At 56.6% G+C, this 12,013-nt stretch carries 15 protein-coding genes and 1 tRNA gene; 3 read left to right on the top strand and 13 right to left on the bottom strand.

Annotation, left to right across the window (positions count from 1 at the left end; translation table 11 throughout):
- Nucleotides 1-70: 70 nt before the first annotated feature.
- Complete coding sequence (locus BMY44_RS02425; protein WP_089989842.1) at nucleotides 71-256, bottom strand: PLDc N-terminal domain-containing protein; 186 nt, start codon at nucleotides 254-256, stop codon at nucleotides 71-73.
- A gap of 359 nt (nucleotides 257-615) precedes the next feature.
- On the opposite strand from BMY44_RS02425, the gene BMY44_RS02420 reads away from it, so the two are divergent.
- Entirely contained in the window at nucleotides 616-1,596 is a 981-nt protein-coding gene (locus BMY44_RS02420; protein WP_089989837.1) for an endonuclease/exonuclease/phosphatase family protein, read from the top strand.
- A gap of 359 nt (nucleotides 1,597-1,955) precedes the next feature.
- On the opposite strand, the gene BMY44_RS02415 is transcribed toward BMY44_RS02420, so the two are convergent.
- Nucleotides 1,956-2,222: a PRC-barrel domain-containing protein gene (locus tag BMY44_RS02415; protein WP_089989835.1), complete on the bottom strand. Its 267-nt coding sequence runs from the start codon at nucleotides 2,220-2,222 to the stop codon at nucleotides 1,956-1,958.
- Between the two features lie 105 nt (nucleotides 2,223-2,327).
- On the opposite strand from BMY44_RS02415, the gene BMY44_RS02410 reads away from it, so the two are divergent.
- Together BMY44_RS02410 and BMY44_RS02405 are read left to right on the top strand one after the other, a co-directional pair.
- Nucleotides 2,328-3,695, top strand: coding sequence for a sensor histidine kinase (locus tag BMY44_RS02410; protein ID WP_089989832.1), 1,368 nt, complete (start codon nucleotides 2,328-2,330; stop codon nucleotides 3,693-3,695).
- Nucleotides 3,692-4,036, top strand: coding sequence for a response regulator (locus BMY44_RS02405; RefSeq protein WP_089989830.1), 345 nt, complete (start codon nucleotides 3,692-3,694; stop codon nucleotides 4,034-4,036). The genes BMY44_RS02410 and BMY44_RS02405 overlap by 4 nt, the downstream gene beginning before the upstream one ends.
- An 886-nt stretch (nucleotides 4,037-4,922) precedes the next feature.
- Here BMY44_RS02405 and BMY44_RS02400 read toward each other — a convergent pair.
- From BMY44_RS02400 to murA, 11 genes are all read right to left on the bottom strand, one after another.
- Nucleotides 4,923-4,997 (bottom strand) — tRNA-Phe (locus tag BMY44_RS02400).
- Between the two features lie 78 nt (nucleotides 4,998-5,075).
- Nucleotides 5,076-5,258, bottom strand: coding sequence for a DNA gyrase inhibitor YacG (locus BMY44_RS02395; RefSeq protein WP_089989827.1), 183 nt, complete (start codon nucleotides 5,256-5,258; stop codon nucleotides 5,076-5,078).
- Nucleotides 5,255-6,280: a ribonuclease E/G gene (locus BMY44_RS02390; RefSeq protein WP_089989825.1), complete on the bottom strand. Its 1,026-nt coding sequence runs from the start codon at nucleotides 6,278-6,280 to the stop codon at nucleotides 5,255-5,257. Before BMY44_RS02390 ends, BMY44_RS02395 begins: the two co-directional genes overlap by 4 nt.
- Complete coding sequence (locus tag BMY44_RS02385) at nucleotides 6,277-6,882, bottom strand: Maf family protein (RefSeq protein WP_089989822.1); 606 nt, start codon at nucleotides 6,880-6,882, stop codon at nucleotides 6,277-6,279. Before BMY44_RS02385 ends, BMY44_RS02390 begins: the two co-directional genes overlap by 4 nt.
- Entirely contained in the window at nucleotides 6,882-7,100 is a 219-nt protein-coding gene (gene infA, locus BMY44_RS02380; protein WP_010137880.1) for a translation initiation factor IF-1, read from the bottom strand. The genes BMY44_RS02385 and infA overlap by 1 nt, the downstream gene beginning before the upstream one ends.
- A 111-nt stretch (nucleotides 7,101-7,211) precedes the next feature.
- Nucleotides 7,212-7,826 carry a hypothetical protein gene (locus tag BMY44_RS02375; RefSeq protein ID WP_089989820.1) on the bottom strand — a complete coding sequence of 205 codons (615 nt, stop codon included), beginning with the start codon at nucleotides 7,824-7,826 and terminating at the stop codon, nucleotides 7,212-7,214.
- A gap of 86 nt (nucleotides 7,827-7,912) precedes the next feature.
- On the bottom strand, nucleotides 7,913-8,395 hold the full coding sequence (locus tag BMY44_RS02370; RefSeq protein ID WP_089989817.1) for an arsenate-mycothiol transferase ArsC: 483 nt from the start codon (nucleotides 8,393-8,395) through the stop codon (nucleotides 7,913-7,915).
- A gap of 1 nt (nucleotide 8,396) precedes the next feature.
- Nucleotides 8,397-8,870, bottom strand: coding sequence for a UPF0262 family protein (locus BMY44_RS02365; RefSeq protein WP_089989815.1), 474 nt, complete (start codon nucleotides 8,868-8,870; stop codon nucleotides 8,397-8,399).
- Entirely contained in the window at nucleotides 8,867-10,171 is a 1,305-nt protein-coding gene (gene hisD / locus BMY44_RS02360) for a histidinol dehydrogenase (RefSeq protein WP_089989812.1), read from the bottom strand. Before hisD ends, BMY44_RS02365 begins: the two co-directional genes overlap by 4 nt.
- A 95-nt stretch (nucleotides 10,172-10,266) precedes the next feature.
- Entirely contained in the window at nucleotides 10,267-10,740 is a 474-nt protein-coding gene (locus BMY44_RS02355) for a DUF2948 family protein (protein WP_089989809.1), read from the bottom strand.
- Nucleotides 10,733-12,007: a UDP-N-acetylglucosamine 1-carboxyvinyltransferase gene (murA, locus tag BMY44_RS02350; RefSeq protein WP_089989808.1), complete on the bottom strand. Its 1,275-nt coding sequence runs from the start codon at nucleotides 12,005-12,007 to the stop codon at nucleotides 10,733-10,735. Before murA ends, BMY44_RS02355 begins: the two co-directional genes overlap by 8 nt.
- Nucleotides 12,008-12,013 lie beyond the last annotated feature (6 nt).

The following is a 12,013-nucleotide window of genomic DNA, read 5'->3' as shown; positions in this document are numbered from 1 at the left end:
ATATTCCTTTTTCATGTTGAGTGTTGACGGGTGGCTGGTGCCATCCCGCGTTGCGGTGATCGATGCCGCGTTACGCCGTTGCGGCGTTCCCTCGGGGTCCTGCAAAGAACCAGATGATAAAACCAACGACCGGCAGAACGAGCACGAGAAGTGTCCAAAGAACCTTGGCACCAACCGAAGCGCGGCTCGAAATAATGTTGATGATTGCGTAGACGTCTGCGACGAGGACCAGAAGGCCGAAGATGCCGTATTCCATGACAAGATGCCTTTTGCTGCGATTGCTTGCACTCTAGCCAATTAACTCGGCAGCACTTCTTTAGTTCCAATGTTTTGCGAATTGGCATGCGACCTCAACAAACCGCAGGCAGGTACAGGCATGTGACTATCCTCGCTTGTTGCTTAGCTTCGCGAAACTGGGTTCACAGCAAGGGCAAGAGTTGATCTGTAAAGAAGTCTAGTTGGATTTCAGCATACAGCGGTATACTTCGTCGTGAATATGGAACGCCTGAGGCGTTCACCAGTTTCGAATACTACAAGGTAACAATACTGGCGTTTGGGCGTTGCATTAACCGCGACAACGTTGCTGCAGGCGACGAAGACAAGGCAAACCAAGAAATGAGCAAATTTCTTCCGCGCGTACTCTTCTGGGTTCTCACCGGTTTGGTCGTTGCAACGACGCTTCTTCCGTTGTCCGGAAACCAGGAATGGTGGATCAGAGGTTGGGATTTTCCGCGCTTGCACATCGCATTGGTAGCCCTTGCAACCGCCGCCCTTGGGCTCCTGTTTTGCAGCAGAAGTATCGTCTTTGGTATCGCCCTCTTGGCTGCAGCGTTTGCATATCAGTCACTCCGGATTTTTCCGTACACCATGTGGGCAACTCAAGAGATTGCCATCACGGACAATGCTCCGGAAGAGGAGCAGATTTCGATCATTTCGGTCAACGTCCTCATGCAGAACACTGACTACTCAAGCGTTATTGAGATGGTCGAGCGCGAGGTCCCTGACGTCCTGTTTCTAATGGAAACTGATGAAACATGGGTTGAAGCGTTGAAACCGGTGTTGGCACGTTTCGAAACGGTAATCACCTATCCGCTTGAAAATCACTACGGTGTCGTTTTTGCGACAAACCTTCCTGTAGTTGACGCAGACGTTGTCTTCCTGAGCGATGACGAAACCCCCAGTATTCTTGCTGATCTCGAAGGACCGACTGGAAACTTCTTCTTTGTAGGTTTGCATCCACGTCCGCCGGTTCCTGGACAGGACACTGACGAACGGGATGAGCAGATCAAGCGTGCAGCGCTTCTGGCGGACCGCGAAGTGTTGCCGGTTGTGGCGATGGGGGATTTCAACGATGTTGCTTGGTCGCGGACTTCCGAGCGGTTCAAGGAATATGGAGAGTTCCGTGACCCGCGTGTCGGTCGCGGCATGATCCCCAGCTTCGATGCAACGTCCTGGTGGATGCGTTTTCCCATTGATCAGCTCTACCTGACCGAGGGACTGGACCTTATCTCATTCAGTCGATTGGATCCTGTCGGGTCTGATCATTTCCCGATGAAGGCTATCATTGCTGTGCAAGACGACACGAAGTTCGAATGAAGATGCGGCTGAGCAGCTTCCAGGTGGCTTTCTCTGACAACGCGGAGTTCTGGCCAGTCACCAGCTAACCGTCGATCAGAACAACTGACTCCCAGTCTTCGCCCTTGACCTCCAAGGGCCGATGCCAGCTCAATCTCTGCGCCAGCATCCTTCCGCACATAGTACGTTGATGCGAATTCTTACAACGAGATGCCGGTTTGCTTACCTGTATCTCCCAATTGATCGTGCGATGTGCGTGCCGAGAGAATTTTCTAATCTTATTCCCTTGGAGTTTCGTTTTTATGATGCGGCATAACTTGCGATGGGCGCAAAAAAGGTCGGGCTTGGGCCCCGGCCGTTCATCCCGTCAACTGATCAAACTAGCCTTCGTTTTCTGGCAGTTGTTCCAACGCTTCCTGCGTGCTGTCGATGCAAACACGCAGATCGCCACCGTCGTGGAACCGAACGATTTCCATCTCGTCTCGTGTCACAGCAATCGGGCGTTCACCCATACCCAAGAACCCGCCGACATCAGTCACTGCGCGGTCTAGTTGACCGTCGTCCGTCAGCATCAATTCACTGATTTCGCCCACGTCTTCGTTATCCGGACCATAAACCCGTGCGCCGGTGAGGTCTTCTGTAGTCAGGTCGTCACGTTCAACAAAGGCGTATGGGGTGTGTTAGATTGACTTGGTCACCTGTATAGTAAAAACCTATATTATTGAATTGAACGCCACCAATGGGGGATATGAGTGATCCAGAAAGCCAACACTGGCCTGGCGTCGCGTGGCGGCGTTTCCGCAGAAAGCGCTTTCCTCGCATTTCACGATGTGACCCCCGATGGCTTCATGATGTTCGACCCGGTGAGGGGAGACGCTGGCGATATTGTCGACCTCGAATGGACGTTTGCAAACAAGGCTGCGGGCAAAATTATTGGTCGCGACCCGGAGACGCTGCTGGGTAAGCGTCTCTTGGTCGAGATGCCAGGAAACCGGGATGAAGGTCTGTTTGATGCCTACGTAGAGGTCCTAGAGACCGGCAAGACCTGGCAGAATGAATTTCATTACGATCACGGCAGCATCAAGGCTTGGTTCCGAACCACGGCTACCAAGTCTGGCGATGGATTGGCACTATCATTTGCGGACATCTCCGAAGCACGCGCGGGTGAGGAAAGGCTCAAGAACCTAATTGATGGTGTGCTCGCCTTTGTTGGTGTTCTCTCTCTTGACGGCACCTTGTTAGAGGCGAATGAACCGGCCATTGCCGCCGCAGGGGGGGAGCGTGATCAGGTGATCGGTCGTCCTTTCTGGGATTGTTTCTGGTGGGATGTCGATGAGGCTACGAAGGATAAGCTGAAACGTGCGGTTGTCACTGCGGCCAGTGGTGAACGGATTCGATATGACGCGAAAATTCGCGTTGCCGGTGACCAGCAACTTTGGATCGATTTTCAGATCGCGCCAGTGTTCAATGCTGCCGGGGAGGTGACAGAGCTTATTCCATCCGGGGTTGATATTAGCGAACGCAAGGCCGCGGAAGCGCACCGAGAGCTTTTGATCAGGGAACTGAGCCACCGGGTTAAGAATACGCTGGCCACGATCCAGTCAATCGCGGGGCAGTCCGTCCGGGCCGCTGAGAACATAGATGGCTTTCGGTCGTCGTTTAATGCACGCCTGCGCGCCATCGCGGCGTCGCACGATCTGCTGGTCGAGTTCGATCATGACGTCGTTCCGCTCAAGGCCCTCCTGCAGGGGCAGGTCCTGCAGTATGCAGCAGACGATACACAACTTGTGATGAATGGCGAAAATATTGACCTGCCCGGAGATGTCGCGCACGCGCTGGGTTTGGTTTTGCACGAGCTGGCGACGAATGCGTCAAAGTATGGTGCGTTATCGTCCGAATCCGGGACCGTGAAAGTGTCTTGGCATGTCATCGTCGATGGCGGCAAAACGAGGCTCTTCCTGTCATGGTGTGAACGTGGCGGACCTGAAGTGAAGGTGCCAACCCACAAGGGTTTTGGTAGTCGCCTGATCGAACGAAGCCTTGCACCCAAGGGTGACAGCGCGGTGATTGACTATGATCCCCGGGGGCTTTCCTGCGAAATACTGATGGATCTCGAATGAAGATATTGATTGTTGAAGATGACCCTACCATCGCGATGGATCTTGAGGACGAGCTCTCTGATCGCGGATATGACCCGGTTTCTGCCGCGACTGTTCCGGATGCGCGGAAATTGTTGGAGCGGCAAGCGCCATCTTTTGCATTTCTCGATATGCATCTCAGAACAGATACAAGTTTCGATCTGGCAAGAGAGCTCCGCGAGCAAGGCGTACCATTTGCTTTTGTCTCGGGTAACGATGCATCCGCTCTTCCCGAAGATTTACGAACCAGCAAGATCCTGACGAAGCCGATCAACTACGATGACTTGATTAAAATGATCGCTGGAGCGGAAAAGAGTAGCTGACTCGGCGCTTTCAAAATCGAGCCGAGTCTGAGTTCAGACAGATTTCTTACGTCCCGAACGTCGCTACATCGCTGCTACGACTAATTTGGAAAACAGCAAGGTCCCGCAACGAGTGAGTTGGGTCCAAATTTTGTGCTCGTGGGTGTGACTGGCTGGTTTGGCCACGGCATGACAGCTTCTTCCTCTTAACAACTGCGGCAGATTTCGTGCCGCGAGCGCACGCAGCACAATCGCCGAATTCACCGTTTGGGCTCTCTGCTGATCTTGGAGCGATCGAACCACGCGCACAATGGGCCGCGTCGCTGCTTTCAGAGTTCCGCCCGAAACCTGCTGTCCCGCTGCGGGTTTCGCGGCGTCCACGCAGATGCCGATTTAGGAGATGCGATGAAATCCAACAGGGTGCCTTATGAAGCAGCCAATCAGCGTCTCCTCACTTCGGGTCCCAAGGCGCCCAGAGAGAGCTAGAGGGGTGGGGGTACGGGTACCGCGGGAGGCGTGGGAAGGCCACGACATACCAACCCACCGGCCGAAAGAATTGCCCCGATACTGATCAGTTAAAACAAAGTGATGATATTAGCGTTCAGCAGATTGTCGAATGTGTTGAATGTGGCCATGACCACTTCGCTTCCCGCGTCCCGACCGGCGCCGCTTTCCGCCCTCTTCGTAAGAACAACATGGTGCCGGCGCAAAAACCAGCCGATGAGCAGAACGCGAGCGTCTTCCCGCTTCCAATGATTGCTGCGTCGCTACACAAAGATGATCGCTCTGGCTTCGGCAGAAATGTTCGCAGCAACCCTTCGACAGACGCGACTGCTGCAGGAATTGGGAAATCAGACTTCTCACGACAACCCAAGATACAGATTAATCTCAATATCTGATGTTGGAATGGTGCCCGGGGGCGGAATCGAACCACCGACACGAGGATTTTCAATCCACTGCTCTACCCCTGAGCTACCCGGGCACGGGAACGGTGAAGACCGTTGGGTAGCGGGTGTTTAGGCGCAAGTTCGGGGTGTGTCCATACCGAAAATCTGATTTTCTAGTGTGGTTTGCGCTGCTCTTCTTCAAGCGCCTCTGACAGGGCCTCGTCATCGTCTTCCTGCGCCGAAGGGATCGCATAACTTCCCGTCAGCCATTTTGCCAGATCAAGGTCCGCGCAGCGCTTGGAACAGAATGGGCGGTACTTCGGATCGGTGTCCTTGTTGCAGATCGGACAGCTCATGTCAGAAGGTTCCTGATCGGGCGACGCTCGCGTTTTCTTTGCAATTCAAACAGGCCCATGGGCGACCATCCGACAAGCGATGTTTCGATCGGATCCGCCTTGAAGGCCGCGCGCAGCGATTGTTCAACCTGCTTGCGATGCGCCTTTGACATCGACACGAAGTCGACCGATATCTGTCCGCCCAGCCCGCGTACCCGCAACGCTCGTGGAAGCGCACGTGCAGCCGCCAGATTAGCCTTCAACGCGGCGGCGGGCGACATATCGCCACCGGTGTTCACATCGACTGCGACAAGGGCACGGGTCGGCTCGACATACATCGTACCTTCGTTCAGATCAGACCGCGGCTGGCCAAGTGCCTCAATCTGGTCAAGCACCCCAAGGGCTTCGAAACTGCCCGGTTCGGTCACCACGTCCGCCCGGGCCGTCCATTCCCGCCAAGCCAGCACATGTGGCCCGTCGCCATCTGTCAGCGCCTCGGGATCAGCCCCCTCGCCTTCGCTCATGATTGCCGCGGCCAGATCCTGCATCGCGAGAATGTCTTCTGCAATGTCTTCCGAAGCGGCACCAGCGCAGGACGACCGCAAAATCAGCCCGTGCACACCGTCGTGAACTTCGTGTGCGGTTTCAAGCAAGCTGTCGCGCAGTTCTTCGTCATCGATTTGGCGACTGATGTTCAGACCCGGTTTTCCAGGAGTCACAATGGCATAGCGGGATTTGAACAGGACACGGTCCGTAACGGGTATCGCTTTGCCATCTTCGCCGTAGCCCGTCACCTGCACCAGCAGCGGCTGACCGGGACGCAACCCCTTACCTTGACGCAGAAACGCCGTTTCACCATCTGGCAAGCGCAGCATCATGCCACCCTGCCCCTTCAAAGGCCTGTCGCAGATCGCGCGAAAGATCGCACCAGGGCGTGGGGCGGTATCGTCGTCGATCAACAGATCATCAAGTCTGCCATCCACCAGCAAAGCCGCCGCCTCGCGGTCTGCGATATGATCCAGAATGATCGTGCGACCCTTCACGCCTTGCCCTCGAAAAGTGAAAAACCAGCTGCTGTCAAAAGCCCCGCGGTTTCGGGGACGGGCAAGCCCATGACCGCGTGGAATGATCCGTTGATCCACGTGACAAAGGCAGCGGCCGGACCTTGAATACCATAGCCACCCGCCTTGCCGTGCCAGTCCTGCGTGGCAAGATACCAATCGATTTCCCGCGACGACAAAGTCTTGAGCGCGACGGTGGTCTGCACATCCTTGGACCAGATCGTGGTGCCCCGCTTCACGGCAACAGCGGTGATCACCTTGTGACGGCGGCCCGACATCTTTTGCAGGAAATCGCGGGCTTCATCCGCATCGGCGGGTTTGCCCATGATCCGGCGGCCCAGCGCGACAGTCGTATCAGCGCAAAGGGCGACTTCATCCGGGCCGATGGTCACGGCCTCTGCCTTCTGGCGGGCGACGCGATTGACATAGTCGCGCGGCACTTCCGCCTTGGCAGGATCTTCGTCGATATCAGGCGGGCGGATATCGCTGGGTGTCAGTCCCAACAACGCCAAAAGCTCCAGTCGCCGGGGCGAGCCAGAGCCAAGCACCAACTTGAGGCCCGGTTGGGCCGCAAGCGTCGTCATTATTTGAATCTGTAGTTAATCCGACCCTTAGTCAGATCATACGGTGTCATTTCCACCTGCACCTTGTCGCCAGCCAGAACACGGATGCGGTTCTTGCGCATCTTACCTGCCGTATGTGCGATGATCTCATGGCCATTCTCAAGTTCGACCCGAAATGTCGCGTTCGGCAGAAGTTCCTTCACGACACCGGGGAATTCGAGAATGTCTTCCTTGGCCATGTGATCTCCTATCTTTGCTTCTGAGCGTGTAAATGCGCCGGATTGGTCACCTTTTCAAGGGCTAATCCGCGCAATTGCGCTTCAGCTTTTGGTAATAGGGGCGAGATCTGGTCAGGCTGTCTTGGTCTTGCGCAGACGGCGCATTCCCAACAGCCCGCCAAGACCGGCCAACAGGAGCAAGCCCGCAGACGGAAGCGGAACAGCGGCAACGGTCAGAACGCGCACAGCATCAAAGCCCTGATTGACGGTAAAGCGGGCACGCACTTCATTCGTGCCAACAAAGATTTCATTGCGCTCGTCATCTTCAAGGCCGAAGAATCCGAATGCGGATTTGTAAATCGTTCCGGGCAACTTAAAAAGATCATGCGTCGCATTCAGTTCTTCAGTCGTCATGATGACTGCGATGATTTTCTGCGAGAAGCTAAACGCGTTCAGCGATGTGATGTATTCGGTGCCTGAGGCGCGGTCGTGATAAAGCAGGTGGCTGTCCAGTGCCGTACCGGCAACGACCAATGTGCCGTTAAACACCATATCCGTATCGAAAATGACGTTGGATCTTTCGTTGAAACCGACTGTTATCCCGTCGTTATTCCCATAAATCGGGTTGGCAACCTCGGCGGGTGCGACGCCGACGAAACTTGCGTCATTCAATGCCTTGATCGTCGCGGCAGACGCCGGAATACTCAATCCGATAAGGGCAGCAATAGTGGCAGCAAGCAAGCGCATGCGGGTTCTCCGGTCTAAATTCACGACGCTTTTCACATACAATTGTGACTACTTTTAGGCAGAAACCCGTTTGACGTAAGGTTCTGTTAACCTTCTTCTTCCGGAGCGAAGGGCTCTGTCGGGGGACCGAAACGCTCTTTCAGCCGGGCGATGATCTGATCGCGGGCCTGACGATAGCCGACCATGCGCGCCTCGCGGGTTTCGCCAAGACCGGTCGGGTCCAGAATCGGCCAGTACTCCACCTCAAGGTGATAGAACTGCGTCAGATCTAGTGCACGGCGCTGGCTTGCGGGCGACAGGGCCAGAACAAGGTCAAATGACGACAAATCATCCCCCCAATCCTCCATTTCATCGAAAGACCGCGAACGATGGCGCGACAGTTCAACCCCGATCTCTGCACAGACAGCAATTGAAAAACCATCAATTTCAAGATCATTTTTCACACCGACCGACTGGATGTAGCAGCGCGTGCCGTACATCTTTTTCATGATCCCCTCGGCCATGGGCGAACGAACGGCATTGTGATCGCAACAAAAAAGCACCGACTGTGGGAAGGAGTCGCCTCTCACATTAGCCCCCAAAATGTAGGACGCAAATCAGTGTAAAAAGGCGGCGCGCAGTGTCGATATCGACGTCGGCTTTGCCTTCCAGCCGTTCTTGCAGTACGCGGGCCCCTTCATTGTGGATGCCGCGGCGGGCCATATCGATCGTTTCGATCTGGCTGGGCGGTAGGGATTTCACCGCGTCGAAATAGCTTTCACAGATCTGGAAATAATCCTTCACCACCTGCCGGAAAGGACCAAGCGACAGATAGAACGCAGCCTCGCCCGTGTCGTCGGACAGGGCAAAGACCAGACGCCGTTCCTGGATCGACAGCCCCAGCTTGTAGGGCCCCGATGGCACATCGCGATCCTCGCGACCGGCAAGGACAAAGCTGTTGTCCTCCAGAAGATCGAAGATAGCGACCTTGCGCTCCTGTTCGATTTCCGGGGTTGGCGGCGGCAGGCCGCTGTCATCCAGTTCCAAGTCGATAATCTTGCTCATGTGCGATTCAACCTCTCCAACCGGGCAAGTACGGACAGACCGTGTGCCTCAAGGCTTTCCGATTGCGCCAGTCGCGCAGCTGATGGGCCGATTGCGGCAAGCGCCTCGGGAGTCATTCTGGCCAGTGTCGTGCGTTTGACGAAATCCATCACCGACAATCCGCTTGAAAACCGTGCAGACCGCGCCGTGGGTAACACGTGGTTGGGCCCACCGATGTAATCACCGATCGCTTCGGGGGTCCAACCACCGATGAAGATGGCACCGGCATGGGTGACCTGCCCAGCCAGCGCGTCGGCATCAGCGACACAGAGCTCCAGATGTTCCGGGGCAATCCGGTCGGACAGCACAACGGCTTCGGCCATATCCGCGACCGTGATGATCGCGCCAAAGTCACGCCAGCTTGGCCCTGCAATCGCCCGCCGTTCAAGCGTTTCCAGCCGCTTGTCGACGGCGTCCGCCACGGCACGGCCAAAATCCGCATCATCCGTAATCAGCAGCGATTGCGCGCTCTCGTCGTGTTCCGCCTGCGAAAGCAGATCAAGCGCGATCCAATCAGGATCGTTGTCCTTGTCTGCGATGACAAGAATTTCAGAAGGACCAGCAATCATGTCGATACCGACCTTGCCAAAGACACGGCGCTTGGCGGCGGCAACAAAGGCGTTGCCGGGCCCGGTGATCTTGTCCACCGGCGCAATCGTTTCGGTGCCATACGCCAGTGCCGCGACAGCCTGCGCACCGCCGATTCGGTATACCTCATCAACGCCGGAAAGGCGGGCAGCCATCAGAACCAGCGGATTGATGGCACCGTCAGGCGTCGGAACGACCATCGCAAGACGCGCGACACCCGCCACCTTGGCCGGTATCGCATTCATCAGGACAGACGACGGATAGGTCGCAAGCCCACCCGGCACATAAAGCCCTGCAGCAGACACCGGGGTCCAGCGCCAGCCCAGCATCGCACCCACATCATCAGTCCATGATGCGTCTTCAGGCATCTGGCGGGCGTGATAGGCACGGATGCGCTCCGCTGCCAGTTCCAGCGCGTCCCGATCTTCTGGCGAGACATCAGCGCAGGCGGCGTCAATCTCTGCATCGGAAAAGCGGATCTGGTCGGCGCTCATATCCAACCGGTCAAATCGCGCAGTCAGTTCAAGAACGGCAGCATCCCCACGCGCGCGCACATCGGCAATGATATCAGCCACGATCTGATCCACGTCCGGGCTGTCTTCGCGCTTGGCAGACAGCAATGCCTGAAAGCGGGCTTCGAAATCAGCATCACGTGTCGACAGGTACTGTGGCATCAAAAGGCTCCTTTACCGCCCGTGACATAGCGGGGCATACCCCGCGCTTCAACGGCGAAACCTCTCGTCTGTGTCAGTGTGTACGGACTGCCCGGTCAGGCAGGATGCGACGGGGCCTTACCCGATGGCGCAATATAGGGGCGCGTGACATCTTTCAGCATCACTTCGAGCGCCTCGACATCGCAGGCAATTGCCCCGTCCCCCGCCAGTGTCAGCACGACACGGCCCATGCCGTCCTCGGCAGGCTCGAACGTGATCGACAACAGCGACATGACGGTTTCGGCATCCTTCTCGACACCATGTTTCTTGACGGCCATCACGTCTTCGATAACCAGCACTGACTGGACACGTTCATAGGCCCGCTTGCGCGCGCTTGCCCCGTCGGCATCTTCCCAGCGGAACCGGTTCAGCAAGATAGCAAAGCGGCGATCCTTGCGCGACCAGGTCATTTCGTTCGCCGGAAAGACCGCATCCTGCGCAAGTGCCGACAGAATTTGCAGGTCGTCGGCATCCAGCGCTTTCAGGCGCAGCGGGCGTTCGGCTCCGTCTTCAAATGTTGCATCAACCATCGCGGTCACTGACCCTTTCGATCTGCGCACCCACGGCACCCAGCTTTTCCTCGACATGTTCATAGCCGCGATCAAGGTGGTAGACGCGGTTGACAACGGTTTCGCCTTCGGCAGCCAGTCCGGCAAGGATCAGCGACACAGAAGCGCGCAAATCGGTCGCCATGACCGGCGCACCTTTCATGCGGTCCACACCATGCACAGTCGCCGTACCACCGTGGACTTCGATATCGGCCCCCATGCGGATCAGTTCGGGGGCGTGCATGAAGCGGTTCTCGAAAATCTTCTCTTCCAAAACCGACGTGCCCTCCGCAATACAGAGCATCGCCATCATCTGCGCCTGCAGATCGGTGGGAAACCCGGGGAAGGGTTCGGTCGTGACGTTGACAGCGCGCGGACGACCGTTGGAACGCTTGACCTTCAGCCCATCGGGGGTCTCTGTCACATCGACACCGGCCATTTCCAGCTTCTCAACGAAGGATGTGACCAGCGACAGGCGGCCACCAAGACACTCGACCTCGCCTCCCGTAAAGACGGGGGCCAGCATATATGTGCCAAGCTCGATGCGGTCAGTGACAACGGGGTGGGTTGCAGCGCCCAACCGGTCAACGCCCTGAATTTCGATGCGGGACGAACCGTCACCTTCGATCTGCGCGCCCATCCGGCGCAGGCAGTCGGCAAGGTCCACGATTTCGGGTTCGCGCGCGGCGTTCTCGATGACGGTGGTGCCTTTCGCAAGGGTCGCTGCCATCAGTACGTTTTCCGTGGCACCGACAGAGGCAAAGCGCAGCTTGACAACTGCCCCTTTCAAACCGCCCTTGGCGACCGCATGAAGATAGCCGTCCTTCAATTCGATTTCGGCACCCATCGCCTCAAGCGCGGTTGTATGAATATCCATCGGACGGGCTCCGATGGCACAGCCGCCAGGCAGCGAAACGGTGGCCTTGTGGTGGCGCGCGAGCAAGGGACCAAGAACAAGGTTGGACGCGCGCATCTTGCGCACGATTTCATAGTCAGCCGTGGTCGAGGTCATGTCATGGCTCGACATGACCTGCACCTTGCCACCTTGCATGGACGTAACCTCGACACCCAGCGATTGCAGCAAGGCTGTCATCGTCTTGATATCCGACAGGCGCGGTGCATTGGTCAGGGTCAGTGGTTCTTCAGACAGCAAGGTCGCAGGCATCAGCGTCAGCGCGGCATTCTTCGCCCCCGCGATGGCAATCTTGCCGTTCAGCGGTTTGCCGCCTTTAACTACGATGGAATCCATGCCCTG

The organism is Cognatiyoonia koreensis (assembly GCF_900109295.1).
In the GTDB taxonomy this organism is placed as follows: domain Bacteria; phylum Pseudomonadota; class Alphaproteobacteria; order Rhodobacterales; family Rhodobacteraceae; genus Cognatiyoonia; species Cognatiyoonia koreensis.
Note: the sequence above shows the minus strand (reverse complement) of the source record. Positions and strands in the feature narration are given on the sequence as shown.